At 68.6% G+C, this 26,589-nt stretch carries 19 protein-coding genes; 7 read left to right on the top strand and 12 right to left on the bottom strand.

Annotated elements, in window-relative coordinates:
- Window positions 1-93: 93 nt before the first annotated feature.
- Window positions 94-2,688 (top strand): type 1 periplasmic-binding domain-containing protein, encoded by a 2,595-nt coding sequence (locus tag H2Q94_RS09460; RefSeq protein WP_243794002.1) that lies wholly within the window; start codon window positions 94-96, stop codon window positions 2,686-2,688.
- 50 nt (window positions 2,689-2,738) lie between these two features.
- On the opposite strand, the gene uvrA is transcribed toward H2Q94_RS09460, so the two are convergent.
- Window positions 2,739-5,600: an excinuclease ABC subunit UvrA gene (gene uvrA / locus H2Q94_RS09455; protein WP_243794001.1), complete on the bottom strand. Its 2,862-nt coding sequence runs from the start codon at window positions 5,598-5,600 to the stop codon at window positions 2,739-2,741.
- A 438-nt stretch (window positions 5,601-6,038) separates the two neighbouring features.
- Between uvrA and H2Q94_RS09450 the strand changes: the two genes are divergently transcribed.
- Both H2Q94_RS09450 and H2Q94_RS09445 read left to right on the top strand, forming a co-directional pair.
- Complete coding sequence (locus H2Q94_RS09450; RefSeq protein ID WP_243793994.1) at window positions 6,039-6,809, top strand: maleylpyruvate isomerase family mycothiol-dependent enzyme; 771 nt, start codon at window positions 6,039-6,041, stop codon at window positions 6,807-6,809.
- Window positions 6,810-6,841: 32 nt separating this feature from the next.
- The gene (locus tag H2Q94_RS09445) at window positions 6,842-7,519 is read left to right on the top strand and encodes an MBL fold metallo-hydrolase (protein ID WP_243793992.1); all 678 of its coding nucleotides are present in this window, start codon (window positions 6,842-6,844) and stop codon (window positions 7,517-7,519) included.
- 77 nt (window positions 7,520-7,596) lie between these two features.
- Here H2Q94_RS09445 and H2Q94_RS09440 read toward each other — a convergent pair whose 3' ends face one another.
- Window positions 7,597-9,030 (bottom strand): hypothetical protein, encoded by a 1,434-nt coding sequence (locus tag H2Q94_RS09440; protein ID WP_243793990.1) that lies wholly within the window; start codon window positions 9,028-9,030, stop codon window positions 7,597-7,599.
- 286 nt (window positions 9,031-9,316) lie between these two features.
- Between H2Q94_RS09440 and H2Q94_RS09435 the strand changes: the two genes are divergently transcribed.
- Window positions 9,317-9,937: an L-threonylcarbamoyladenylate synthase gene (locus H2Q94_RS09435; protein ID WP_243793986.1), complete on the top strand. Its 621-nt coding sequence runs from the start codon at window positions 9,317-9,319 to the stop codon at window positions 9,935-9,937.
- A 43-nt stretch (window positions 9,938-9,980) separates the two neighbouring features.
- On the opposite strand, the gene H2Q94_RS09430 is transcribed toward H2Q94_RS09435, so the two are convergent.
- A complete protein-coding gene (locus H2Q94_RS09430) occupies window positions 9,981-10,418 on the bottom strand; it encodes a hypothetical protein (protein ID WP_243793979.1) in 438 nt (145 codons plus the stop codon).
- Window positions 10,419-10,545: 127 nt separating this feature from the next.
- Here H2Q94_RS09430 and H2Q94_RS09425 point away from each other — a divergent pair, with 127 nt between their 5' ends.
- Window positions 10,546-11,232, top strand: a complete 687-nt coding sequence (locus tag H2Q94_RS09425; RefSeq protein ID WP_243795629.1) for a response regulator transcription factor — start codon at window positions 10,546-10,548, stop codon at window positions 11,230-11,232.
- A complete protein-coding gene (locus tag H2Q94_RS09420; RefSeq protein ID WP_243793976.1) occupies window positions 11,225-12,604 on the top strand; it encodes a sensor histidine kinase in 1,380 nt (459 codons plus the stop codon). Before H2Q94_RS09425 ends, H2Q94_RS09420 begins: the two co-directional genes overlap by 8 nt.
- Before the next feature lie 253 nt (window positions 12,605-12,857).
- Here H2Q94_RS09420 and H2Q94_RS09415 read toward each other — a convergent pair whose 3' ends face one another.
- The 9 genes from H2Q94_RS09415 to H2Q94_RS09375 form a co-directional block, all read right to left on the bottom strand.
- Complete coding sequence (locus H2Q94_RS09415) at window positions 12,858-13,565, bottom strand: hypothetical protein (RefSeq protein ID WP_243793974.1); 708 nt, start codon at window positions 13,563-13,565, stop codon at window positions 12,858-12,860.
- The gene (locus tag H2Q94_RS09410) at window positions 13,558-14,292 is read right to left on the bottom strand and encodes a hypothetical protein (RefSeq protein WP_243793973.1); all 735 of its coding nucleotides are present in this window, start codon (window positions 14,290-14,292) and stop codon (window positions 13,558-13,560) included. Before H2Q94_RS09410 ends, H2Q94_RS09415 begins: the two co-directional genes overlap by 8 nt.
- Before the next feature lie 250 nt (window positions 14,293-14,542).
- Window positions 14,543-15,250: a hypothetical protein gene (locus H2Q94_RS09405; protein WP_243793971.1), complete on the bottom strand. Its 708-nt coding sequence runs from the start codon at window positions 15,248-15,250 to the stop codon at window positions 14,543-14,545.
- Window positions 15,243-15,989, bottom strand: a complete 747-nt coding sequence (locus tag H2Q94_RS09400) for a hypothetical protein (RefSeq protein ID WP_243793970.1) — start codon at window positions 15,987-15,989, stop codon at window positions 15,243-15,245. The genes H2Q94_RS09405 and H2Q94_RS09400 overlap by 8 nt, the downstream gene beginning before the upstream one ends.
- A 14-nt stretch (window positions 15,990-16,003) precedes the next feature.
- Window positions 16,004-17,692, bottom strand: a complete 1,689-nt coding sequence (locus H2Q94_RS09395) for a WXG100 family type VII secretion target (RefSeq protein ID WP_243793969.1) — start codon at window positions 17,690-17,692, stop codon at window positions 16,004-16,006.
- 156 nt (window positions 17,693-17,848) lie between these two features.
- Window positions 17,849-18,664, bottom strand: coding sequence for an endonuclease I family protein (locus H2Q94_RS09390; RefSeq protein ID WP_397545448.1), 816 nt, complete (start codon window positions 18,662-18,664; stop codon window positions 17,849-17,851).
- Between the two features lie 324 nt (window positions 18,665-18,988).
- The gene (locus H2Q94_RS09385) at window positions 18,989-19,930 is read right to left on the bottom strand and encodes a lipid kinase (protein WP_243793968.1); all 942 of its coding nucleotides are present in this window, start codon (window positions 19,928-19,930) and stop codon (window positions 18,989-18,991) included.
- A 286-nt stretch (window positions 19,931-20,216) separates the two neighbouring features.
- A complete protein-coding gene (locus H2Q94_RS09380) occupies window positions 20,217-21,440 on the bottom strand; it encodes a GH25 family lysozyme (RefSeq protein ID WP_243793966.1) in 1,224 nt (407 codons plus the stop codon).
- Between the two features lie 213 nt (window positions 21,441-21,653).
- The gene (locus tag H2Q94_RS09375; protein WP_243793965.1) at window positions 21,654-23,978 is read right to left on the bottom strand and encodes an ATP-binding protein; all 2,325 of its coding nucleotides are present in this window, start codon (window positions 23,976-23,978) and stop codon (window positions 21,654-21,656) included.
- A gap of 176 nt (window positions 23,979-24,154) precedes the next feature.
- On the opposite strand from H2Q94_RS09375, the gene H2Q94_RS09370 reads away from it, so the two are divergent.
- Window positions 24,155-26,533, top strand: a complete 2,379-nt coding sequence (locus H2Q94_RS09370) for a Tex family protein (RefSeq protein ID WP_243793964.1) — start codon at window positions 24,155-24,157, stop codon at window positions 26,531-26,533.
- Window positions 26,534-26,589 lie beyond the last annotated feature (56 nt).

Here is a 26,589-nt window from a genome sequence, read left to right as displayed (position 1 = left end):
AAGAAGCCGCACCCGCGCACTGACTTCCTCCCCCTGAACAGGTGAAATCGCTACTCTGAGCGGTTCGTTTCGGGGGAATCGAGGGGGTTCCGGATGCTGGACAACACCATCCCGATCACCGACGTGAAGGAGCGGATCGGGACGCGCTGGCAACGTCCCAGCCTGTTCACGCAAGTCGTTGAGCAGCCGATCTTCCACCTGGTGCGGCGGGACAAGCCGGACGACCTGACCGCACAGCTCAACGATCACCTCGGCAGCGGGGTGCCGCACGTGTTGGTCACCGCCGACCAGGCCTTACCGGACAACGAACTCAGCACCTCGGTGCTGCTGCGGGAACAGCTGCTGGACAAGGTCGCGTTAGGACTGGGGCGGCACGATGCGCGGCGCTGGCAAGGGCGCATCCGGTTCCGCCGCTACGCGCTGGCGAGTTACCTGCTGGAGCACAACGAAGAGCCGCCCGCGCCCGACGAAGTCCCGAACCGGCAGGCTCGCGAGCTGCTCGGAACCTACGTGCACGGGCGGCTTTTCGGGCTCAGCCACCGAAAGCACGACGCCGAAGCCGGTGCCGGGGCACGGGTCGAACAGCTGGGCCTGCCCTGGTACCTGCTGCTGCCCGCGATGCTGCTGTCCTGGATCGTGCCGCCCGCGGTCCGGCGCGGTGTCATCCTGCGGCGACCGGCTCGCTGGTTCATGCGCCAGCACTACCTGTCGCCGCGTGAATCCGCGGACTTCCCGAGCTTCGCGCAACGCCTGCTCAGCACCCCATCGGTGTACGAGAACGCCAACCAGGTGCGGAAACTGCTTGTGCACGCGTTGCTGGAGGACCTCGCCGACGCCTACACGCGCCGGTTGTGGTGGTGGCGCTGGATGCGGCGGGACTACTACCCCGTGCTGCTGTTGCAAGGCGTCACCCCGGGTACCACCGGCGAGCTGCTGATCAGCCTGATCAACGACGTGCGCAACGAGACCGGGGCGCGGGATCCGCTGCTGGTCGTGGCCAGCGGCTCGGAGGAACTACCGCACAACACCGTGCCCGCAACGGAGATCACGGTCCAAAGCTGGCAGGACGGGCTGCTGGTGGCCCGGCGGAAACGCTCCCCCACGGCCTGGTACCTGCCACTCCGGGTGGCGAACCCACCGATCGACGTTGAACCGGACCGGGCCTTCCACCGCTGGCAGGCACCGATCCACGCCACCCGAGCTCGCATCCTGCGGGTTGTGCCCGCGCTGCTGGCGGTGATCGTCGTGGCCGGGGCGGGCGGCTGGTACGTCAAGGAGTGGGCGCAGCACTGCGGACAGCTGCGGCCCTGGGCCGGCGGCGACCTGATCTGGGCGGACCCGGACGGACTCGGGGACAACAACGGTGAATGCGTCGGCATCTCGGACGGATACGTGTTCTCGCAGCCCGCCGGCGAGGGGGACGCCACGCGGGAAGCCCTCGCACAGGCACAGAACCGGATCCACGAGCTCAACGAGAAAGCCGCGGAACTACACCGGAATCAGAAGGACCTCCCGTACGTCACGATCGTCTACTTCAGCGTCCTGACCACCACCAACTCCGATTCCACCGCGCTCACCGCGGCCCTGGAGGAGTTGCGCGGTGTCGCCGACGCGCAAGAGGAGTCGCGCATGGCCCGGCTGCCGCTGCGGGTGCTGATCGCCAACGGCGGCGAAGGCATGCGGCACGCCCCCGAAGTGGCCGCGCGGATCAATGCGATCGCGCGGGAAGCCGACAGCACCAACGCGTCGGCACGCGGTGACACCCAACGGCCCGGCGCACCGCGCGAAGCGACTTCGCCGGTGGTCGGCGTGGTGGGCCTGGGCGGGAGCAGGCAGATCACGAAGGAGGCCATCACCGACCTGGGCGACGGCGGACTGCCGACAATCGGGATCACCACCTCGGCGGATTCGATGTGGGAGTCCAGCAAGCTGTACTTCCAGGTAGCGCCGCCGAACAGGGACCAGGCGGCAGTGGTCGGCCGGTACATCCAGGACCACCTCAACGTCCCCATCCGGAAAGTGACCATCTACCAGGAGATCGGCGACGCCTACAGCGAGAACCTCGCGACGGACATGCGCCGCGAGCTCATCGGGCGCGGCATCGCCGAGATCAACGTGACCGACGACAACGAGTCGGTCGCACGGTCGTGCGGCCGGGACACGGTGCTGTTCTTCGCGGGACGTTCCGAACGGCTCAACGAGTTCCTGAGCAACCAGACCTGCGACCCCGGCGAACGCCCGCAGTTGATCGCAGGTGACGACATCACGAAGTTCGTGCTCAACGATCAGATGCCGGACCACACCGATCTCCGGCTGGACTACGTGTCGTTCAACAAGCTGCAGCACTCCGGCAGCACCAGCCAGGGACGTTCCGCGCTGGCCCGCGACGCGATGAAACTGCTCGGCCAGGCCGTGGACCAGTTCAAGTACAACGGGTTGCCGCTGAACGGGCTCACCGTGTGGAACGAGCTGTCCCACACCAAGAGCATGTTGACCGGCAGCACCGGCGCGATCGTCTACGACCGCGGCGACCAGGACCTGATGAACGACCAGGTACCGGTGCACAAGGCGATCACCATCGAACGAATCGAAGGCGGCGCGCAGGAAAGCCGCACATTACTGGTGTGCGGCGACCACCAGGCCAACAAGGATCAACGCCCCGAAGGCTGCACTTGGCTCGGTGACTGAGGTCTGAGCCCGTGCCACCCGGACGGATTCGCCGGGTGGCACGGGTCGGCTCAGCCTTCGGCGAGGATCGGGGCCAGGTAGCGGCCCGTGTAGCTCTCCTCGACTTCGGCGACCTGTTCCGGGGTGCCCTGGGCGACGAGTTCGCCGCCGCCCGAGCCGCCTTCCGGACCGAGGTCGAGCAGCCAGTCGGAGGTCTTGATGACGTCCAGGTTGTGCTCGATCACGACCACCGTGTTGCCCTTGTCCACGAGGCCGTTGACCACGCCGAGCAGCTTGCGGATGTCCTCGAAGTGCAGGCCCGTCGTCGGCTCGTCGAGGATGTAGACGGTCTGGCCGGTGGAGCGCTTCTGCAGCTCGCTGGCCAGTTTCACCCGCTGTGCCTCACCGCCGGACAGCGTCGGCGCGGGCTGGCCGAGCCGCACGTAACCGAGACCGACGTCCACCAGGGTGCTCAGGTAGCGGTGGATCGCCTTGATCGGCTCGAAGAACTCCGCGGCCTCCTCGATCGGCAGGTCCAGCACCTCGGCGATCGTCTTGCCCTTGTAGTGCACTTCCAGCGTTTCGCGGTTGTACCGGGCGCCCTTGCACACCTCGCACGGCACGTACACGTCCGGCAAGAAGTTCATCTCGATCTTCAAGGTGCCGTCGCCCGCGCACGCCTCGCAACGGCCGCCCTTCACGTTGAAGGAGAACCGGCCGGGCAGGTAGCCGCGGACCTTCGCCTCCGTCGTCTCCGCGAACAGCTTCCGGATCCGGTCGAACACGCCGGTGTAGGTCGCCGGGTTCGACCGCGGGGTGCGGCCGATCGGCGACTGGTCCACCTGCACGAGCTTGTCGACCTGGTCCACGCCCTTGATCCGGGTGTGCCTGCCGGGGACCTGACGTGCACCGTTGAGCTTGTTCGCCAGCACCGACGCCAAGATGTCGTTGACCAGCGTGGACTTCCCCGAACCGGACACGCCGGTGACCGAGACCATGCAGCCCAGCGGGAACGACACGTCGATCTTGCCGAGGTTGTGCTCCTTGGCGCCCACCACGGTCAGCTGCCGCTTCGGGTCGCGCTTGCGCCGGGTCTCCGGGATCGGGATCCGCTTGCGGCGGGCCAAGTAGTCGCCCGTCAGCGAATCCTCGTTGTCCAGCAGCTCCTTGTACGGGCCGCTGTGCACGACCTTGCCGCCGTGCTCACCGGCGCCCGGGCCGATGTCGACGACCCAGTCGGCACTGCGCACGGTGTCCTCGTCGTGCTCGACGACGATGAGCGTGTTGCCCAGGTCACGCAGCCTGCTCAACGTCTCCAGCAGCCGGTGGTTGTCCCGCTGGTGCAGGCCGATCGACGGCTCGTCCAGCACGTACAGCACGCCGACCAGGCCGGAACCGATCTGGGTGGCCAGCCGGATGCGCTGCGCCTCACCGCCGGAGAGCGTGCCCGCCGCACGATCCAGCGACAGGTAGTCCAAGCCCACGTCGAGCAGGAATCCCAGCCGGGCCTGCACTTCCTTGAGCACCCGGCCCGCGATCATCTCCTCCCGGTGCCCCAGCACCAGTGCGTTGAGGAACGCCGCGCACTCGCGCACGCTCAACGCGCTGACCTCGGCGATGGACAGTTCGCCGTGCTCGGCGTTCTCCATCGTGACCGCGAGGATCTCCGGCTTGAGCCGCGTCCCGTCGCACGACGGGCACGGCACGTCCCGCATGTAGCCCTCGTACTTCTCGCGGGCGTAGTCCGATTCGGTCTGGTCGAGGCGCCGCTCCAGGAACGGGATGACGCCCTCGTAGGACGCGTAGTAGGAACGCTGCCGCCCGTAGCGGTTCTTGTACCGCACGTGCACCTGGTCGGTGGTGCCGTGCAGCACCGCCTTCTTCACCTTCGTCGGCAGCTTGGCCCACGGCGCGTCCATCCGGAACCCGACCGACTCCGACAACGAGGTCAGCAGCCGGGTGAAGTACTCGGCGGTGTGCCCGCCCGCCCACGGCGCGATGGCACCCTCGCCCAGCGAGAGTTCCTCGTCGGGCACGACGAGTTCCGGGTCGACCTCCTTGCGGATGCCCAGGCCCGCGCAGTCCGGGCAGGCGCCGTACGGGGAGTTGAAGGAGAACGAGCGCGGCTCCAGTTCGTCCACGCCCAGCGGATGCCCGTTCGGGCAAGCCAGGTGCTCGGAGAACTTCCGCTCCCGCTCAGGGGAGTTCTCGTCGACGTCGACGAACTCCAGCAGCACCAGCCCGTCGGCGAGCCGCAGCGCGGTCTCCACCGAGTCGGTGAGCCGCTGCTTCGCGTTCGCCTTCACCGTGAGCCGGTCCACGACCACGGCGATGTCGTGCTTCTCCTGCTTCTTCAGCGTCGGAGGCGACTCCAGCTGGTGCACCACGCCGTCCACGCGGGCACGCGCGTAACCCTGCGACTGGAGCTGCTCGAACAGGTCGACGTACTCGCCCTTGCGGCCGCGGATCACCGGCGCCAGCACCTGGAACTTGGTGCGCTCCGGCATCGCCAGCACCTGGTCGACGATCTGCTGCGGGGTCTGCTTGCTGATCAGCTCACCGCAGGCCGGGCAGTGCGGCTTGCCCGCGCGGGCGTAGAGCAGCCGCAGGTAGTCGTGGACCTCGGTGATGGTGCCCACCGTGGAACGCGGGTTGCGGCTGGTGGACTTCTGATCGATGGACACCGCCGGGGACAGGCCCTCGATGAAGTCCACGTCGGGCTTGTCCATCTGCCCCAGGAACTGCCGCGCGTACGCCGACAGCGACTCCACGTAACGCCGCTGGCCTTCGGCGAAGATGGTGTCGAAGGCCAAGCTGGACTTGCCGGAGCCGGACAGGCCGGTGAACACGATCAGGCTGTCGCGCGGCAGGTCGATGTCGATCCCGCGCAGGTTGTGCTCGCGGGCGCCGCGGACGACGAGGCGGTCGGCCACTGTGATCCTTTCGGAAGTTCTCGCCGGTTCGGTGGACGCGCCCGCCGGCACCGGGCCACGGCATCACCCCCACCGCAGGCCCGTGGTCGACCCGGCCGGGCTCCCCGTGACGGCGGCCCTGGCGGGGCGAAAGCCCCTGGTCGGTCGACCCGACGTGGCAGCCGAGGATGTCGGCGTTGCCGCGCTCGGCGGTGTTCGGACGTCGCGCGGCCATGCTATGCCGGACCCCCGACAGTTCCGCGTCGTCCCTCGTCACAGGCCGTACCAGGCTGCAACGCGCACATCGGCGCGTTATTCCGGGCCGCCACTAGCACGCCCCTGGCGCGACCATACGCAAATTACCCCGGATTGGGCACTGTCGGGGACCCACGTGTGCCCCTACTCTCGGGTACCCCCTGCCACGTCCGGAGAATTTTCCTGCACACTTCAAGGAATCCGATGGCTGACACCGTTCTCGGCGCCGGCGGCACGCAGGTGCCCACCGGACCCCAGCACTCGACCGAACAGGTCACCGCCGCCCTGTCCGCGATCGAAGCAGGCACGCAACGCCTCCTTGCGGTCGGCAAGGCGTTCGACGACGCGAGCGTGCGACGGCCCAGCCTGCTACCGGGATGGACGCGGGCGCACGTGCTCACCCACCTGGCGCGCAACGCCGACGGCCTGCTGAACCTGCTGATCTGGGCGAGGACGGGCGCCGAGCACCCGATGTACGCCAGCCCCGCGGACCGGGACGCCGACATCGAGGAAGGTTCGGTGCGCGGTCACCGGCTGCTGCTGGAAGACCTGGTCGCCTCGCACGGCCGCTTCGCGCACGCGGTGCGCACGCTGCCGGAATCGGCGTGGAACGCCGAGGTCTTCGCCCGCGAACCGATCCCCGCCCACCACGTGCTGCGCAAACGCCTGCTGGAGCTGTGGGTGCACCTGGTCGACCTCGACCACGGTTTCGGCTTCGCCGACATCCCCGAGCCGGACGTCGAACAGCTGCTGGAGGACGCCGTCCAGACCTTCGGAGGCAGACCCGACGTGCCCGCCGTGACGGTCGTCGTGGACTTCCCCGACGGGCACCTGCGCACGTGGGAGCTGCGCGGCACCACCGAGCCGCCCACTCAGGTGCGCGGAGCACCCGGAGCGATGCTCGGCTGGCTGCTCGGACGGACCGGCGACCAGACCTTGGAAGGGGACGCGCCGGAGCTGCCGGTGTGGTTGTGAGCCATGCCTCGCGGAGGCGATAGGGTTTCGGCGTGGAGGCATACGAGCAGTACACCGGCCATGTCGAACCCGGCGGCGCCCCCGCCAAACGGGCGCTGGACGCATTGACGATCACGAAGTTGTCCGTCGGCCCGATGGACAACAACGCGTACCTGCTGACCTGTCGCAGCACCGGCGACGCGCTGCTGATCGACGCGGCGAACGACTCGGAACGGCTCGCGGACCTGCTGGGCCACGACGACGACCGGCCGCGGCTGCGCACCATCGTGACCACCCACCAGCACGGTGATCACTGGCAGGCGCTGGGCGCGGTCGCGGGCCAGACCGGCTGCTACACGCTGGCGCACCCGGCGGACGCCCAGGCTCTGCCGGTGCCGCCGGACCGCCTGGTGAACCACGGCGACACGGTCCCGGTCGGAGACGCCGAGCTGCAGGTCATCCACCTGCGCGGCCACACCCCCGGTTCCATCGCGCTCGTCTACCGCGACCCGGCCGGGCACCCGCACCTGTTCACCGGCGACTCGCTGTTCCCCGGTGGAGTCGGCAAGACGAACTCACCGGAGGAGTTCAACTCCCTGGTCGACGACGTGGAGAACCGGGTCTTCGCCGAACTCCCCGATGACACCTGGTTCTACCCGGGCCACGGCGACGACTCGACCCTCGGCGAACAGCGCCCCCACCTCGCGGAATGGCGCGAACGCGGCTGGTGAACCGCCACGCATCGCCGGGCCGCCCGATCGTTCGGGCGGCCCGGCGTCATGTGCGGTGGGGTTCGAGGTGCCGGCCGTCAACCCGGTTCTAAGGACATCGCGAGGACGGTGCCGTCGGCTCCAATGGAGATCGCGTCGCGGGCGTCTTCCTCAGCGTGGAAGGCGTTCCGCCAGCGCGCCCCGACCTCGGGCGCCGAACGGAGGTAGGAACCGAGCCGTTGATCCCTGAGCTGTGCGTACAAGCCAGATTCGAGTCCCCGGTAGACCACGAAACGCCCGCCGTTCGGCAGTGGCAGTTCGGACCGGGTGCCGGTCACGCGCAATCCGCCGTCGAGCTCGTACCTCTCGGCCGTGTCCGGTACCTCGTCCCGCTGTTGTTCACCGATATCGGGAAGCCTCTGCTCAGCCGTCCGCGATGGCGGCGGACGGTAGGCGGACGCGGCTCGGCTGGCCCCGGCGAACAGCAGCGCCGAGGCTGCAGCGCATCGGGCGAGGGTCTGGGAGAACCACTTCCGGCTGGCTCGCGGGATCTTGATCACCCTGGCCTCTTCCGGAAGCGGCGGCTCGAACGGATCCTCCGTCTCGGGCTCGGCTGCGACCAAGTCGTCGAAGAGGGACGGCTCCCCCTCGTCGTCCACCTCGCTGGGTTGTTCGGCAGGTCGGCCGGGCTCGCGACGTTGTGAGGTGAAGGGTTCCGGCAACTCGCCCAAGCCCTCGTTCAGCTCCCGTTCAAGCTCGTCGGCGGTCCCCGACCACACCTCGTCATCCCCGGGCGGGTCGATCACGTACACGGTGATCCCGGCCTGCTGCAAGCGTGAAGCGACCATGTACGAGGTCAAATTCTGCTGTCCTTCGATCTCGATCGACCGCACCTGGACGCACGCTTTGGCGAGCTGCCGGACCGCCTGAGACTCGACTCCGTGGTTTCCCTTGCACTCCAAAACGACGATCTTCACCGGACCGCCGTTCCTCGGGTAGCCGACCATGAAGTAGTCCGGGCGCGTCTGGATTCCTTCCACCAACCGCACGTCTCCCACTCCGGGAAGGCCCGATCGCAGGGCGACATCGGCGTCCACAACCCGGAACACCAGACCCGGATACTTCATGCCCAGCAGGTGGCGCGTCACGACGAGGGCCAAGCCGATTCCCAAATATTCCGACTGGGCTACTTTGTGGTGATGCACGACGGAGCCGGCGGCCTCCGCAGATAGCGCCATCCGGCCGTTCTCCGGGATCAGCGTGGCGCAGTATCGCAGCTGCGCCCAGAGCCGTGCCGCGTCGGCGAAAACAGGGTCATCGAAGAAGCTGGTCGCCACCCCGACTTCGTGAAGCACGTGCATCGGGGCGGTCGAAAGAAAAGGAGGGTTCGGGAGCTGGACCGAGCAAGGACGCTTCCGGGCCTTGTAAATCGGTTTCTCCAGCGACAAGCGCCACGCGGCCCGATCCACCTTGGTGGCGAAGTCCGGAGAAGACACCAACTCCAGATTTCCCTGCGCGCTCAGCGCCCGCATCACCTCACTGAAATCCACGATGCCGTGCCCCCTCCGTGATTGAAACGGACGGTACGGCCGAGGCAGAAGGCCAACAAGATCCGCCTACCACGATCACCGCTCTGGTGGCCGCTCGATCAGACCAGTCGAGATGTTCGTCGCTGACGCCATGGGACTGGGATCTCGCACATCCAGCGCTATCGGGTCATCACGAACAGGCCGTTCGGACGCGGCCCGTCGGACGCGACGCTTGCGCCGTCCCGGGGGCGGGCTGTCGGAAAGCGCCGGGTGATCCTAGGCTCGGTGGATGGCGAGGTACTACGACGTGCACCCGGACAATCCGCAGCGCCGCACGCTCGGCCAGGCGGTCGACATCATCCGATCCGACGGGGTGATCGTGTATCCGACGGACTCCTGCTTCGCCTTGGGGACCGGGCTGGACAACAAGGACGGCGTGGAGCGGATCAAGACCATCCGCAAGCTCGACGACCGGCACCACTTCACCCTGGTGTGCGAGAACTTCGCCCAGCTGGGCCAGTTCGTGCACATCGACAACTCGGTGTTCCGCGCGATCAAGGCGAGCACGCCGGGCAGCTACACCTTCATCCTCCCGGCCACCAAGGAAGTGCCGCGCCGGTTGATGCACCCGAAGAAGAAGACGGTGGGCATCCGCATTCCGGAGCACGTCACCGCGCAGGCGCTGCTGGCGCAGCTGGGTGAGCCGCTGCTGTCGAGCACGCTGCTGCTGCCCGACGAGGAAGAACCGCTGACGCAGGGCTGGGACATCAAAGAACGGCTCGATCACGTGGTGGACGCGGTGCTGGATTCCGGTGACTGCGGTACCGAACCGACGACGGTCATCGATTTCTCCGGTGGTGAAGCCGAAATCGTGCGCCGCGGCGCGGGCGACACCAGCCGCTTCGAGTGAACCGCGCGGTGGCGGGGAGGGTTCCCTCCCCGCCACCGGCCGGTCAGGGCCGCGCCTGCTGGGCGGGAACGGATTCCGCGCCTTCCGGAGCCTCGGCCGCGGGCCGCGTCTCGACCTGCTTGCCCGGGACGATCCTCGCGCCCTCGGGCAGGGGCACGCACTCCACGCCCTCCGCCGGAGGCGTCGAGCCCTGCGGGGCCGGAACGGCCTCTCCCCGCTCGCCCTGCCGCGCGGGAACCGTCTGCGCACCCTCCGGAACCGGAACGGTCTCTCGCGGCCCCTGCCGCACGGGCGCCGTGTCCACGCCCGTGATCGCGCAGGCCATGCGCTCGCCCGCAGGGGTCGAGTCCGACGGCGCCGCAGCGGTGGGCTTGGGCTCCTGAGCGGACTCGCCGGAGGTCGCGATGGCCGTCCCCGTTCCGGCGAGGCCGAGCACGACGGCGCCGGCCGCCACTGCGATGGCGATTCGCTTGTTCTGCATTCCTGAACTCCTCTGCGTCGGCTGCGCCGCGGTGTTCCCGCGACGAGGACAACGATGCCGAGGTTCGCTGTAGTGGAGCTGAACGATCCTGAAGATCACTTCAGGATCAGGTGGCATGCTGATCCACATGCGGGTGCTCGTCGTGGAAGATGAACGTCGCGTCGCGGAGGCTCTGCGCACCGGGCTGGAAGCCGAAGGCTGGGCGGTGGACGTCACCGGCGACGGCAACGAAGCGCTGCGGCACGCCGCGGACCACGAGTACGCGGCCATCCTGCTCGACATCATGCTTCCCGGCCTGAACGGATATCGGGTGTGCGCCCGGCTTCGCGCGGCGGAGAACTGGACGCCGATCATCATGCTCACCGCGAAGGACGGCGAGTACGACGAGGCGGAAGCGCTGGACGCGGGTGCCGACGACTACGTGACGAAACCGTTCTCGTACGTGGTGCTGCTCGCCCGGCTGCGCAACGTGATCCGGCGCCGCGCCACGGCCCGCCCGCCGCTGCTGCGCGCCGGGGACCTGGTGCTGGACCCGGCGCGGCGGAGCTGTTCCCGTGGCGAGCGGGAGATCTCGTTGACCAGCAAGGAGTTCGCGGTGCTCGAACTGCTCGCCCGCGGCCAAGGCCAGGTCGTGTCGAAGCGGCGGTTGCTGGAGAGCGGCTGGGACTTCGCCGCCGATCCCGACGTCAACCTGATCGAGGTGCACATCAGCGCGTTGCGCCGGAAGATCGACAGCCCGTTCGGGCGGCACAGCATCCGCACCGTGCGCGGCCACGGCTACCAGCTCGTCGCCGACGGCGGCAGCGATGCGTGACCGGCCGCTGCGGCGCCGCGCGTCGATCCGCGCCCGCACCACGCTCGCGGCCACCGGAATCGTCGCGGTCGCCACCGTCGCCATCGGCTGGTTCCTGCTGGGATACCTGCACGGCAGGCTCACCGAGGACCTCGACGCCGCGCTGCGCGGCCAACTCACCGAAGCGGGCCGCGCGGTGCAGGTGGGTTCGGCGTTGCCCGCTCCCGCGGGCTCGGTGTCGGTGCGAATGATGCCCGCGCCGCCGGCATCGGAGGAAGACCTCGCCGAGCCGTCCGTGCCCGCGAACCCCATCCCGTCGCAGTCGGCCCGAACGCCGCCCGCTCGGGCCGTGGTACCGCTGAACACCGACGCCCGCCTCACCGCGACGACGACGGTGTCGACTCCCCTCGGCGACCGCACGCTCATCGCCAGCGCCTCCACCCGCTCGGTGGAACAAGCCACCAGCGCGGCGACGACGGGACTGCTGCTCGGAGCACCGGTGTTGCTGGTCCTGGTGGCGGCGCTGACCTGGTTCAGCACCGGCCGCGCGCTTCGTCCCGTGGAAGCGATCCGCCACGAGTTCACCCGGCTGTCCGCCCAGGACCTCCGCGGGCGCATGCCGGTCCCGGCCAGCGGCGACGAGATAGCGCGGCTCGCCACGACGCTCAACGACACCTTGGACCGGCTCGACGATTCGGTGCGGCGGCAGCGGCGGTTCGTCGCCGACGCCTCGCACGAGCTGCGCAGCCCGCTGGCCGCGCTGCGCACGCCGCTGGAAGTGGCGCAGGCGCACCCGGACCGCGCGCACTGGCCGACGATCGCCGCCGGAACCCTCGAAGATCTCGACCGGTTGGAGCGGCTCACCTCGGATCTGCTGGCACTGGCCAGGATCGACGGCACCACTCCCACCACGGGCGATACGCTCGACCTGAGTTCGCTGGCGGCCGACACCATCACCCGCCGCGCGCCTGCCGAACTCCACCGCGACGTCGACGTCGAACCCGGCATCGTGATCGAGGGGCACCGCACGCACCTCGCCCGGCTGATCACGAACCTGCTGGACAACGCCGAAACGCACGCCGAACACCGGGTCGCGATCCGCCTGCGCGCCGAAGGTGCGAGCGCACGGCTCGACGTCGTCGACGACGGACCCGGCATCCCGGCCGAGTTCCGCGATCAGGTCTTCGAGCGGTTCGCCCGCCTGGACACCGCCCGCACTCGCGAACAGGGCGGCTCCGGGCTCGGCCTGGCACTGGTCCGCGAGATCGCGGACATGCACCACGGCACGGTGGTCATCAACGACTCCGGGCGCGGCGCGCACTTCACGGTGCGAGTTCCGTTGAGCGCACCGTCCGGATCCGGGAATCCGGACGGCAAGACTCCGAGGCCCTGACCAGGCGGGAACCATTCGGTCCCCGCCTGGCAGGTGAAAAATTTGTCCACTATGGATAGTTCATGGCGTGCCGGCCAGCGGGAATCGGAGAACGCTCCCTCAGCTGACGCCGTGCGGTGAATGCCTCTTTTGACCACATCGGTCGAATGGGTCGTTTCACTCGCACGCCCCCGCAAGGTGATGGCCCTCCTTTGACCGATCCCAGTGGTCAACGGAGGCATTCACCTGAGTTCCACCGCTGCGGCCGCGTTGCTCAACGTCCGCCCGGGAACTTGTGCGCGTTGGCCTCGGCGGCACGATCGCGGATGAACAGGCAGGAACCGTCGGCGAAATCGACGCGCAAGAACGGGGAACGCGGGATGCTCCGCCCCAACGGCGCCCAGCTCATCGAGGCGATCCGCGACAACGGAACCTCGTGGTACGACACCGCCGCCTTCGCGTCCTTGCGAGCGGTGATCCCCTCCGCCGCCTTCTGCACCTGCGCGGCCGCCGACCGCGCCTTGCCCAACCAGCCCTTGCCCTCCGGCTCCGCCCCAGCAGGCTCCGCGATCTTGCCCTGCTCGACCACCACGGCCAACCTCGACGAACTCAACACCACGAACGCCGAACCAGGCATCTCAGCCACATGGTCACCGAACCGGACCGCGTCCTGCTCCGCATTCCCGGCGAACACCCACTGCAGCACAGAGGGATCATCAGCCCACTCGTCGTCGAGGAACGCGCCGGAACCGACCACCTCGCTCGGCAGCGGCCACTCAGGTCTATCCACAGTAGACGAAGCAACACCGGACAACGGCTCGTGCGGCAAACAGTGCGCACCACCCACCGTCGACCCGATATAACCCTGCTCCGGCAACAAAACCCAGCTCAACGACTCACCCTCGGCCAACCACTCCTCAGGTAGATTCGCCTCCCACTTCTCCCGAAGCAGCTGCTGATCCAACGCCGACAAGTCAGCCACGCGCACCCCTCAAGTAGCGCCGCACCGCGTCGGCCATCATGCCCGCGTCGGCGGCCATGTGGGCGTCCAGCCCAAAACCAGAACCGTCCCGAAGCACGACCGCGCACTGCGTCTGGCGGTGTTCCGGCCCGGTAACCTGGCAATCCACGATCTCCTCGCACCCGAGCACGAACCAGAGCGCTACCGGATCGGACCGCAACGCAGCGCCGGGAACGTTCCTGCCGAACTCCTCCGGCGAAGCACCGACGAGCACCCGCCCGACGTCACCCCAGCCGTGTCCCAGCTGACGCCATCCGCCGGGACCCGTGTCCTTGGGCTCGATCCGCTGCGATAGCAAGACTCCTAATCGGTTCGGAGTGAGCACCCACAGGACGTCCCCGGCCGAATACCCCTCCGGAACGTCCGACCTGATCAAACCACGCGCCCGGCATTCAGGGCCTGGACCGAAAACCGTGAGCCCCTTCGCCGGCGGAGCAGTGACGCGCCCGCTGTCCTCGCCGCCGCCGAAGACACCTGTCAGCGCCCCCGCCGCCACCGCGATGCCCGCTTTGCCGACCGCACTCCCGAACCTCTTGCCCATCCCCGGTTTCGGGAAGCCGTTCTCGTTGCAGCCGTCGACCCGAAACGTCGTCCCGTGCGTCCACAACGCCCACACGACCTGCTCCCCCGGCTCGCACCACCACTGGCGAGCCGACAGCGACGCCCCCGGCGCCCTGGACACCGACATCTGATTCCCCTATTCCCCCTCTAGCCCTGAATCCACTCTCGTGACCGCACTCATCAGCCGTGTCGTTGAGCTCGATTCAGCCGACCGCGTCACATACATCAGGGGCGACAACTCTCGCCAGGTCCCGCGTCGTATCCGCACGTCACGTCTTGCTCGATGCCCTTTTGAGACACCGCCGCACACTTCGAGTTCCCCCGCGAACGACCACCACAGCACGGACGGCTCACCACCTCGCGCTCATGGCACCAGGTCAACGAGCATGGTTGAACTTGCCGGCGAAGCTTCCCGCCTCGATCGTGCGGATCAGCAGCGCAGAACCGTCCACGAACCGCACGCGAAGGAAGTCCGAGGTCGGGACGCTCCTTCCCGGACGGCACCTGTCCATGTCCGCGATCCGGGTCAGCGGAACCTCGAAGTACGAAACCGGCACCTTCGCGTCAGTCCCCGACGTCAAGCCCTCCGCAGCCTTCTGCACCTGCGCTGCCGCTGAGCGGGCACGGCCGAACCACCCCTTGCCATCGTCCTCGGCCTGCTCCTGCGCTGCGAGCATCCCTTGTTCGACGACGACGGCCAGTCGTGTCGTTCCAAGGGCCAGCAAAGCGTGCCCCCTGGCCGGGGCGAGGTGATCGGCGAACCGTGCGGCGTCGTGCTCAACGGTGTCAGCCGTAACCCACCACATGATCGATGGATCGTCAGCCCATTCGTCGTTCAAGTACTGGCCGGACGTCACCTGCGTGCTCGGCGACGGCCACTTCGGAAACTGCCCCGCCCATGGACGCACCGCAGACGTGGGCTCGTGCGGCACCGAGAGCTTTCCCGCCACAACCGATCCGACGTAACCCCGCTCCGGCAACAAGACCCAGACCAGCGACTCATTGACGCCGAGCCACTTCTCGCCGAGCCTCGTCTCCCACTCCGCCCGAAGCTTTTCCTCGTCCACCGTGCTCAGATCAGGCACGACCACTCCAATGCTGGCCTCGGTTGAACGCCTGAACCGCGCTCATCATGGCTTCGACATCCCACGGGAACGGGGACCGCACGGCAAAACCCGATCCATCGCGAAGGACGATCCCGCAATGGCTCGGGCAGTTCTCCCTGCCGATCAACCGGCAGTCCGCGATGTCGCCCGGACCGAGCTCAAACCAGGTAGCAACGGACGGCGACTTCATCGGAGCTCCGGGTTCGTTCGCCCCGAATTCGGCTCTGGAACTGACGAGCGACCGACCGGCCTCGCCCAATCCACGGGCTAACTGCCGCCACCCCCCGGGCTCCGGCTGCACTCGTTCGGCTGTCTCCTCAACCAGCGGCAGTAATACGCCGAGACGACGTGGAGTCAGCACCCACAGCATCGAGCCAGCTGAAGCGGGCGCGGCCCGCTGGATCAGCCGAACCGCGTCGCTGTTCACTCCGGAGGCGAACACCTGCAGTCCTCGCTCGGGGGCCGCACTTGTCGACTCGTAATTCTCACCACCTCCGAACGCCGCCGTCAGCGCACCGACCGCCACGCCCATGCCTGCTTTGCCAACGACACCGGCGAGCCGCTTACCGGCTCCTGGACTCGGTTTGCCCTCCGCGTCCAAACCGTCGACCTGGAACGCCACGCCTTCAACCCACGACGCCCACCACACCGGTTCATCGGGCGCGCACCACTCGGAACGCGCCACTAGGGAAGCCCCCAGGCGCTCGGCCACCGACATCCGAAATCCTTCCGTCACACGTTGAAACCGCGCTCCGTCGCAGCTTGCCGGTCTTCCGAACTCGACGGATCTTGAGCCTTGTCGTATCCGTACTTCACACCCTGCTCCACGCCTTCGTGCACCACGGCCTCGGTGCCCTGGTTGATGACGGCATCTTGCCAGCGGTGTTCACCACTGAGCCCCATCGCGCCGAGCCCTGCCTGTGCCAGGTTCCCGGCCAGCGCCTGCTCACCGGTGATCGAGTCGGTGACCGGTCGTAGTTCCCCACGCCAATTGGTCCTGACGTCACCGTTGCGATCGGTCTGCCCGATCACGTTCCCGTCCGAATCCGTCCGGTTCTCGCGCATGAACCGGTTGCCGGTCGTCGTATCCATGGACGGGGCGTCCTGCGCGCGCTGGAGGTCTCGCTGTGCTCGCACGAGCTGGTCCTGCGCGCCGTCCCTGCCTTCGTCCACGGCCCGCTCCGCACGTCGAACCGCGTCCGCCGCGCGATCCGTGCTCGTGTCACCACGGGTCGCAATCTTCGCGATCGGGTTCGCGTCGATCTGGCGTGCCACCCACTTCTGGGCCATGTTGCCCTCGCGCAGCCCGTTCATCTTGTCCACGACCTTGCGCAGTGGGCCGCTGCGGAGTTGTTTCAACAGCTCCTCCAGCTTCGTCACCAGGGGCTTGAGCTTGTGGAGGAGGTTGGCGACCTTCGCGCCCAGACGGGTTCCGGTGATGGCGACCTGCGAGGCGGTCAGGCCGGAAGCGGCGGCGACGGAGGCTCCGGCGGTGACCCAGGACGCGGCCAGTGCCGCGATCCACTCGATGATGAGGCCGATCACGAGTTCCTGGATGATGTCGATCGCCATCTCCACGAACATGTCGAAGAGGTCGGCCGCCATGTTCAAGATCTGGGTGAGGCCGCGCACTTCGGAGGCGAAAGCACCGGCGCCGCCGGAGAACTCGTCGAGCTGCTTGCGGAACGCGTCGCCCGCTTGGCCCTCCCAGACCGGCTTGGTGGCTTCGGCGCGCTGCTTCTCCTGCTCGCCGAGCTTCTCCAGCCAGTCGGCGACCTGCTCCCAGCCCTTGCCGGTGCTGCGCATCTGCTCCGGGTCACCGATGGCGGGTTCGAGCACGAACTCCACCAGCGGGCTGATCACCAGCGACACCAGGAAACCGAGGCCGTTGTCCATGAACGACTGGCCCGGGCTGGTCACCATCTGGAGTTGTTCCATCCGGGCGTTGACCGTGGCGATCGCGATGTCCGGCGGGTTGTCCGCCCGCGCGAGGTCGCCGCTGGTGGAGGCCGCGGACGAGCCGTATTCGGCGGTCTGATCCAGGTAGCTCTTGCCTTCACCGCCCGCGCCGTTGACGGCGCCGAGCGAGGCGGGGCCGCCGCCGGAGACCCGCATCCCGCTGAGGTCGATCTTGCCGAGGTCCGAGGCCTGCGTCTGGTCCATCTCGGCGTAGTCCTTGGCGCAGTCCTGCACCGCCGACGAGATGTGGCTCATGAAGCCACCGGCCTGCTTGGCCAGATCGCGGCACTCCTCCAAGGAGTCGAAGTAGGCGAAGGCCAGCAGCTCGCCGATCGGCCCGAAGCAGTCGTCGCTCACCCGCGCCTGCTCCAGCACCGAGGAGAGCTGGTCCAGGTGCTGCGAAACCCCATCGGAGCCCTGGCTGTGCGCCGTCAAGGCTTCCGGTGCGACGTTCAGTGCCACGCTCGTCCCCCCAGGATCGAACCATTGCGTCACCGCTGATCAGTGTCGCGATAGTACTGGGACGGTCTCAAGCGTCGGTTCGTTCCCGTGAAATTCGCACCGGGAAGCACGAACCGGAGACGACCCGAAGTGGGCCGCCCCCGGTGTGCTGCGAGCTCAGTTCCAGATCTCGGCGGCCCACTCGGGGTGGTCGACGAAGGGGTTGCGGTTGTGCTGGAACTGGTCGTAGATGACCTGGTTGCGGTTCTGCTCGAACTCGTCCGGCGGGTCCTGGGCGTTCCACTCCAGCAGCACCGACTGGCGGCCCATCAGCGGGGCGCTGCCGTTGTCGACGTTGTCGTTGAGTTCCAGGTCGGGTGCGCCGTCCTCGCCTTCGTAGCGCACCGCCATGTACATGATCATGCGGGCGACATCGCCCTTGACCTCGTCGCGGGGCTCGAACGAGTCGTCGTCGGTGAAGTTGCCGTCGGCCTCGTCGACCGGGCTGCCGCCCATGTCGAAGTCCTTGTTGCCGCGCTCCGAGTTCACCGTCACGTCGGTCGGGCGCAAGTGGTGCACGTCGGTGCCCGGTCCCACGGCGGTGCCGAAGTCGCCGTGCGACTTGGCCCAGGTGTGCTCCCGGTTCCACTGGTCGGCTCCGCCGCCGTTGGTGTCCTTGCCCTGCGAACGGCCGCTGTAGAGCAGGACGACGTTGTCGGGGTTCGCCGGGTCCTGGTCGGTGACCTTCAGCGCCTCCCAGACATCGTCGTAGGTGAGCTGGTCGTTGGTGCTGATGATGTCGTTGAGGGCGACCTTCAGCTCCTCACCGGTCTTGCCGAGCGCCGGCTCGTAGTACGTGTCGTCGTAGGCCGCCACGCGGTCGGCCACGCCCGTCTCTGCGGGAGCGGCGACGGCGGGCATCGGCACCGCGAGCGCCAGCGGCAACGCGCCCACCACTGCCAGGCGTTTCCAACGGGTCTTCAGCACGGGCATGATCCTCTCCCGAAAGGCTGACGCCACCTACGCATTGGCGATTCACAGTGACGTCGCGTCACAAAACACGGTCAAGGCGAAAGTCTTGCACGCGAAAAGCCACTTACGAGTGAATCGTTCAGACCAATCACATGTCCGCGCGATGGCCTAACGATGACGAAAAACCCGCCCGACACCAGGGAGAACGGGAAAACCGGCGAATTCCAACGACGATCCGATATTCGAAGTCCACGCGCATTCGGCACAAGGCACGAACCAATGGCACGTGATCGGCAAATGGGAACGGATCGATTCACCGAAAAGCAGTCCGCCGAGAGCTCCGGCTCAGCCGCCGTCGGTCCACGTTGGCGGGGCGATGACGTGCAGGGCGTTGCGGGCCACCGAGAACTGCTGCGGCGTGTTCGCCACCAGCTCGCCGTCGATGTTGATCGGCAACTCCACATCGGTGCGCACGTCGACCTTCGCGGTGCGCAGATGCGTGACCAGCGAACTGTCCGAAGTGCTGCCGGTGCGCAACTCGCGGGCCATCGACAGCAGCCGCAACGGGCTCCCGTTGCGCAGCACCGACACGTCGAGCATCGCGTCATCGATGCCGGCGTCCCGCGCGGCGAGCTGGCCGCCGCCGAAATAGCGGCCGTTGGCCACCGAGATCTGCAACAGGTCGGTGAACTTCAACGGCTCGTGATCACCTTCCGGGAATTCCAAAGTCGCGGTGAACGGACGGTGCTTGCGCAACGCCCGCGCCGTCGCCACCGGATACGCGAGCGGGCCGATGCGCCGCTTCAACGTCGGCGACATGTGCTCGGCGACCGCGGCGCCCAGGCCCGCCGAAGCGCGGTTCACGTAGTAATTCCGCCCGCACAAACCTAAATCCACGTCCACGACATGCCCTCGGGCAATGGTCCGGCAGGCACCGTCCAGGTCCGCCGGAATGTCCATGGTGCGGGCGAAGTCATTCGCGGTGCCCAGGGGCAGCAAGCCCATCGGCACCTCGCGGTGCGCCAGCACGTCGACGACCGAACTGACCGTCCCGTCGCCACCGCCGAGCACGATCAAGTCGTGCCCGGCGTCCACGGCGCCCTCCACGACCTCCAGCAACCGGGAGGGATCGCGCAGCGGATGCACGGCGTGCAGCGGCACGTCCAGTGTCCGCAGCAGGTCCTCCGCGTCCGAACAGGCTCGGGCACCTGACCGGGAATTCGCGTTGACGATCAGGGCTGCTTTCGTCACGTAGCCGTCGTAGCGGATGACGCCTCCTTCAATCACGACGAAGGTTACCCGCAGGAACCCGCGCACTGATCGTTCGCGCTGGTGAGCACGCTCACGGCGGGCCGGATGAGCCCGCCGGGCGGACCGGCTCGCGCGACCATTCTCCGCGGCGGCCCCGGACGTGCGCGGACCCCGCCTGCTCGTGCAGGCGGGGTCCGGGGGACACGGGACGTCGGGCGTGCCCGTGCGACTGCTCATGTGGATCCTGGCCGGTTCACAGCCTCGGGGCGACTGCGTCCCGGCCGGGACGGGACGCTCGGGGAAGCGACCCGCCCCGAGCGGATCAGTCCTGACCCAGCTTCGCCAGGTCGCCGACGCTGCCCTGGAAGTGGTTCTGGTCGACCTCACCGCTGACGCCGGGCACGGAGCCCTCTTCGGTGTACTGCCAGAAGTTCCAGTCCTTGAAGCCCTTCGGCACGGTCGGCTCGTCGACCTCGTAGGCCGCCAGCCACAGCGGGTGGTCCGCGTAGGCGTCACTGCCGCCCATGCACTCGTTCCAGAACGACGGGTTCGCGTAGATGATCGGGTCGGCCCCGGTCGAGTCCTTCACCTTCTTGTTGAAGGTGTCGGTCCACTTGTGCATCTCCGGCACGGACAGGCCGTAGCAGCCACCGCCGGACGGGTCGACCTCGAGGTCCAGCACCGGGGGCAGGCTCTTGCCGTCCTTCTTGTAGTCGGCGACGGACAGCAGCTTGTCGGCCTGCGCCTCAGCGGACTCGTCGGGACGGGCGAAGTGGTACGGCGCCGCCATCAGGCCGGCGTCCTTCGCACCGTGGTACTGCTCCGAGTACTTCGGGCTGGTGAAGTCGGTGCCGTCGGAGGCCAGCACGAACGCGAAGTTCTGGCCGGAGGCCGCGACCTGCTTCCAGTCGACCGAGCCGTTGTGGTTGGAGACGTCGATGCCCTTGGCGGGAGGCCCGGGCACGGGACCCGAATCCTTCGGCTCGGAATCGGAGCCGAACAGGCCGCCGGAGCCCTGGTCGGATTCCTGACCGGCCGCGGGGATGTCGTCGACCTGCGCTGCGGCACGGACGTCGTTGTCGGATCCGGCGCTCACGCTGAGCACGGCGACACCGAGCACGCCGAGCACGGCGAGTCCGGCGCCGGCCTGCATCGCGCGCAGCCGGGGGTTGGCGGGGCTGCGGTGCCCGCCGCCGTTCGATTCGGTGGCGCCCTGGACCTTGGCCGCGGCACTGCTCGCCGCCGGTCCCACGCGCTGCTCGACCCACTGACCGGCGGTGGAGTTGCGCACGCGCTGCAACAGCGGCAGCACGGCCAGCCACAACCGGCGCAGGATCGGAAGGATCCGCTGCCAGACCTGGTGGGCGTAGGGCCGCACCCGGTCCACTCCGGAACGCACCGCGTGGTCCGCGCCCAGCGCCGTGTCCCGCCAAGCGTTGCTGTTCGCCGAAGCGGTCTGCGGGGTCTCGGAGGTTCGGTTCTCGGTAGTCGGGGACTGAGGCTCGTGGCCTCGTTCGGGGTTCTGGTGTCGATCGGGGGGTGTCACGTGGCCCCACACTCCGGAACGGAGCGTGTACGTGCATCGCGGTTTCTACGTACGGAGGTACCTGGTTTCGCCATTTCAGGCCACCGTCGCCCGGCCGAATCGTCACGGGCTGTGAATGTTCCGGCTGAACCGGAGAGGTGGCTCACTTCTATCCGGTGAACGGCACGGACCCGGAAACCGCCGAATCGCGGTCACCCTAACGCACGGTCCCGGCTACGAAGTACGCCGCTGCACCCAGCCGACGATGCCCTCCCGGTCGCGGAAACCGAGGCGCTCCAGCACCTGGTCGGCCTCGACCTCCGCCGTGTGCGGCGCGATGCCGAGCCGGTCGGCGATCTCCGGGCCGCTCACACCCGCGGACAGGAGCACGGCCGTCTCCATCTCGCGCGGGGTGAACCCGCCGCCCCTGGCGGCGACTTCCGGACCGGACTCCGGGCGCGAGGTCCCCTTCTCCAGTGCGTAGCCGACCATCTCCGGCAGCTCCCAACCGGCGCCCTCGTCGTAAGCGGCCTGGAACCGCTCGTCCCCGATCTCCCGCCGAGCCCACCCCATCGCCACCGAGTCGTAGTCGTCGAAGTACACCGATTCGCCCATCTCGCCGCCGTTGGCCTTGCGCAGCGCGCTCGAGGCCCCCATCAGGCGCGCGGCGCGCTGCGGCTGGCCGATCGTCGTCGCGCACCACGACAACACCTCCAGGTACACCCCGAGCCCGGCCATGTCCCGCGCGAGCTGCTGCAACCGGATCGCCTGCTGGATCAACAAAGTGGCCTCGCGGTGGTCCCCCCCGCGCCAGCGGTGCAGCGCCACGGCCCACAGCGCGTAGGACTTGGTCCACGTCGCCCCGTAGGTCTCGCACAACCGCAGGGAATCCGCCGCCGCCTCGGTGCCGCTGCCATCTCCTCGGTAGAAGCCCAAGCACGCGAGCAGGATCGTCGCGTTCACATAGCCGTACGGGTCGCCGGTCGCCTTGTGCCCGGTCGCGGCGCGTTCCAGCGCTTCGGAGGCCTCGTCCAGCCGACCGGCGAGCATCGCGACCATGCCGTAGGTGCCGTCCACGCGTGCGCTCAACCCGATTCGGCCGTAGTGGTCGGCGATCGCGCGCGCCTCGCGCAGCATGGGGTGCGGGGACTCGGCCCCTTCCACGTGCAGGGCCAGGAACGCGGCCACGCTCAGGCCGTCGGCGCGCTCCGGGATCTGCTGCGGAACCTGCGCCAGCGACCGCGTCAACCACTCGTAGCCCTCCCGCAACGCGTTGCCGGAGAACCAGAGCGACCACAGCTTCGCCCCCGTCGCCAGCGCCGTCACCGCCCGGTCGCTCCCCTCCAGGTCCCGTTCCAGCACCTGCCGGAGGTTCGGATGCAGGTGGATCATGTGGTGCACCCACTCCAGCTGCTTCGGCCCGAACACCTCGCGGCTGTAGCGGTCGGCGAGCTCGTGGAAGTAGGCGGCGTGCCGCTCACGCGTCGCCGTCTCCTGGTGGGCGGCGCGGAGCCGGGTCAGGCCGTACTCGCGAATGCTGTCGAACATGCGGAAGTAGTCGGTGCCGCCGTTCTCGTCGTACTCCCGCACCGCCACGGACTTGGACACCAGCACGTCCAGGGACTCGGCGATCTCCTCCGGTGTGAGCGAGTCGTCGGCGCACACCGCTTGGGCCGCGGCCAGGTCCCATTCACCGACGAAGCAGGACAGCCGCGTCCACAACAGCCGTTCCTGCGCGGTGCACAGCCCGAAGCTCCAGCCGATCGATTCCTCCATCGCCTCAGCGCGGGACGACCGGCCACCGCTGGTGATCAGCGCGAACCGCTCGTCGAGCCGATTGAGGACGTCGTCGAGCGAGGAGTCCCGCAGTTGCGCGGCGGCGAGCTCGATGGCCAGCGGCATGCCGTCGACCCGGCGGCAGATCCGCCAGATCGTCTCCCGGTTGGTCTCGTCGAGGGCGAAACCGGGCACGACCGAAGCCGCCCGATCGGTGAACAGGCTGACCGCGTCGGCGAACACGTAGGTGTGGGCGCGGTCGGCGGGAACCGCCTGCGAAGGCAGCGACAGCGGCGCGACCGGCAGCACCCGCTCGCCCGCGACGCCCAGCACCTGCCTGCTGGTCGCGAGGATGTGCACTTCGACGTGTTCGGTCAGCCACCTGCGCGCCAGCTCGGCCACGGCCTTGAGCACGTGGTCGCAGTCATCGAGGACGAGCAACAGCCGCTCCTCGCGGACGCGGCCGACGGGGTCCTCGACCGGGCTGCCCGGCCCTGGACGGCCGTGGATGGCCGCGCTCACCGTCTGCGGCAGCAGCGCCGGGTCCTGCACGTCGGCCAGGCTGACAAGGACGATTCCGCCGGGGAACGCGCGGCGGACCTTGCGCGCCAGGCGCAGTGCCAGCCGGCTCTTGCCCACCCCGGCCGGCCCGGTCAGCGTGAGCAGCCGGCCGGAGTACATCTGCCTGCGGGCGTCGGCGAGTTCACGGCGCCTGCCGATGAAGCTGGTCGTCTCGGGGGGCAGCCGTCCTCTCACTCCCCGCATGATGTTCGCCGCACCCACCGTCCACCTCCGCTGCGAGCGTATGACTCCGCGCCCGGCAATACCCGTTCAGCGGTACTCCGTACCAGCGCACGAGGGCGCCGACACGCCGACGCGTGTACCGAACCGACCGGATCGGGACGTCGGGCAGAATGCACGGACGGTTCTGCGGAGATCAGGAAAGGTGTCAGAACATCGTGACGACGGCTGTGCATCAGAGGATCGCCGAGGAGCTCGGCGTGCGGGAGCGGCAGGTCGACGCTGCCGTCGGCCTGCTCGACGGCGGCGCCACGGTGCCGTTCGTCGCGCGGTACCGCAAGGAGGTCACCGGCGCGCTCGACGACGCGCAGCTGCGCACCCTCGAGGAGCGGCTGCGCTACCTGCGGGAACTGGAGGAGCGACGCAGCACGGTGCTGGAGTCGATCCGTTCCCAGGGCAAGCTCGACGACGAACTCGAAGGCCGGATCAACGCGGCCGATTCCAAGGCCCGGCTGGAGGACATCTACCTCCCCTACAAGCCCAAGCGGCGCACCAAGGGCCAGATCGCGCGCGAAGCGGGCCTCGAACCGCTGGCGGATCTGCTGCTGACCGACCCTGGCCAGGACCCCCAGGCCCGCGCGGCCGAGTTCGTCGACGCGGACAAGGGAGTCGCCGACGCGGCCGCGGCGCTGGAAGGGGCGCGGTCGATCCTCGTCGAGCGCTTCTCCGAAGACGCCGACCTGGTGGGTGAGCTGCGCGAACGCATGTGGTCGAACGGCCGGGTCGTCTCCCGCGTCCGCGAGGGCAAGCAGGACGAGGGCGCGAAGTTCGCGGACTACTTCGAGTTCGACGAACCGTTCACGGCGCTGCCCTCGCACCGCATCCTGGCGCTGTTCCGGGGCGAGAAGGAAGAGGTCCTGGACCTCTCGATGGAACCGGACGATGGTTCCGAGCAGGACGGCCCGACCCCGTACGAGCGGGAGATCGCGCGGCGCTTCGAGATCGCCGACCTCGGCAGGCCCGCGGACCGCTGGCTCGGCGAAGTGGTGCGCTGGGCGTGGCGGACCCGGGTGCTGACCCACCTCGGCATCGACCTGCGGCTGCGGCTGCGCCAGGCCGCCGAGGACGAGGCGGCGCGGGTGTTCGCGGCGAACCTGCGGGACCTGCTGCTGGCCGCGCCAGCCGGGATGCGCGCCACGATGGGCCTGGACCCGGGTTTCCGCACCGGCGTCAAGGTCGCGGTGGTGGACGGCACCGGCAAGGTGGTGGCCACCGACACGATCTACCCGCACCAGCCGCAGCAGCGCTGGGACCAGGCGATCGTTTCGCTGGAGAAGCTCGTCCGCGAGCACAACGTGGACCTGGTCGCGATCGGCAACGGTACCGCGTCCCGCGAGACCGACCGGCTCGCCGCCGACCTCATCAAGCGGCACGCGGACCTCGGCCTGACGAAGATCTCGGTGTCCGAGGCGGGCGCCTCGGTGTACTCGGCCTCCGCTTACGCGTCCAGGGAACTGCCGGAGCTGGACGTGTCGTTGCGCGGCGCGGTGTCCATCGCGCGGCGGCTGCAGGACCCGCTGGCCGAGCTCGTCAAGATCGACCCGAAGTCCATCGGCGTCGGCCAGTACCAGCACGACATCACCGAGACGAAGCTGTCCCGTTCGCTGGACGCGGTGGTGGAGGACTGCGTGAACGCGGTCGGCGTGGACGTCAACACCGCCTCGGCACCGCTGCTGACCAGGGTCTCGGGCATCGGTGAAGGACTCGCGGAGAACATCATCGCGCACCGCGACGGCAACGGTCCGTTCCGTTCCCGCGCGGGGCTCAAGGACGTGGCGCGGCTCGGCCCGAAGGCGTTCGAGCAGTGCGCGGGCTTCCTGCGCATCCCCGGCGGTGACGATCCGCTGGACTCCTCCAGCGTGCACCCCGAGTCCTACCCCGTGGTGCGCCGGATCCTGGAGTCGGCCGGGGCCGAGCTGAGCTCGCTGATCGGCAACACCCGGGTGCTGCGCGAGATCAAGCCCGCCGACTTCGTCGACGACTCGGTGGGCCTGCCCACGGTCACCGACATCCTCTCGGAGCTGGAGAAGCCCGGGCGCGACCCGCGTCCGACGTTCAAGACGGCCACGTTCGCCGACGGTGTCGAGAAGATCGGCGACCTGAAGCCGGGCATGCGGTTGGAAGGTGTCGTCACCAACGTGGCCGCGTTCGGCGCGTTCGTCGACGTCGGCGTGCACCAGGACGGTCTGGTGCACGTCTCGGCGATGTCGAAGAACTTCGTCAACGATCCGCACGACGTGGTGAAGTCGGGTGACGTGGTGAAGGTGAAGGTCCTCGACGTGGACGTCGCGCGGAAGCGGATCTCGCTGACGCTGCGGCTGGACGACGAGGCCGGTGCCGAGCGCGGTGAACGCGGTGAGGGCAACCGTGGCCGCAGCGGTGGCGGACGGCCCGGCGCCGACCGCAACGGCAAGGGCGGCAACGGCGGCCAGGCCGGTAACCAGAAGGGCGGCGGTCAGCGCAAGGGCCGCGACTCCGCTCCCGCGGGCGGAGCCATGGCCGACGCGCTGCGCCGCGCCGGTTTCAACAACCGCTGACCGATCGGGCGGGCACCGAACCCTGCGCGACCCGCGCGGCACTCGCTCCACGAGTG

Origin of the sequence: Saccharopolyspora gloriosae, assembly GCF_022828475.1 — a bacterium.
Classification (GTDB): domain Bacteria; phylum Actinomycetota; class Actinomycetes; order Mycobacteriales; family Pseudonocardiaceae; genus Saccharopolyspora_C; species Saccharopolyspora_C gloriosae_A.
This window is presented reverse-complemented; position numbering and strand designations above follow the sequence as displayed.

Coding starts and splice junctions, on each gene's coding strand:
- H2Q94_RS09460 (WP_243794002.1), top strand. CDS start 94: ATGCTGGACAACACCATCCCGATCACCGACGTGAAGGAGCGGATCGGG.
- H2Q94_RS09450 (WP_243793994.1), top strand. CDS start 6,039: ATGGCTGACACCGTTCTCGGCGCCGGCGGCACGCAGGTGCCCACCGGA.
- H2Q94_RS09440 (WP_243793990.1), bottom strand. CDS start 9,030: ATGCGGGCGCTGAGCGCGCAGGGAAATCTGGAGTTGGTGTCTTCTCCG.
- H2Q94_RS09435 (WP_243793986.1), top strand. CDS start 9,317: ATGGCGAGGTACTACGACGTGCACCCGGACAATCCGCAGCGCCGCACG.
- H2Q94_RS09430 (WP_243793979.1), bottom strand. CDS start 10,418: ATGCAGAACAAGCGAATCGCCATCGCAGTGGCGGCCGGCGCCGTCGTG.
- H2Q94_RS09425 (WP_243795629.1), top strand. CDS start 10,546: ATGCGGGTGCTCGTCGTGGAAGATGAACGTCGCGTCGCGGAGGCTCTG.
- H2Q94_RS09420 (WP_243793976.1), top strand. CDS start 11,225: ATGCGTGACCGGCCGCTGCGGCGCCGCGCGTCGATCCGCGCCCGCACC.
- H2Q94_RS09410 (WP_243793973.1), bottom strand. CDS start 14,292: ATGTCGGTGTCCAGGGCGCCGGGGGCGTCGCTGTCGGCTCGCCAGTGG.
- H2Q94_RS09400 (WP_243793970.1), bottom strand. CDS start 15,989: ATGTCGGTGGCCGAGCGCCTGGGGGCTTCCCTAGTGGCGCGTTCCGAG.
- H2Q94_RS09390 (WP_397545448.1), bottom strand. CDS start 18,664: ATGCCCGTGCTGAAGACCCGTTGGAAACGCCTGGCAGTGGTGGGCGCG.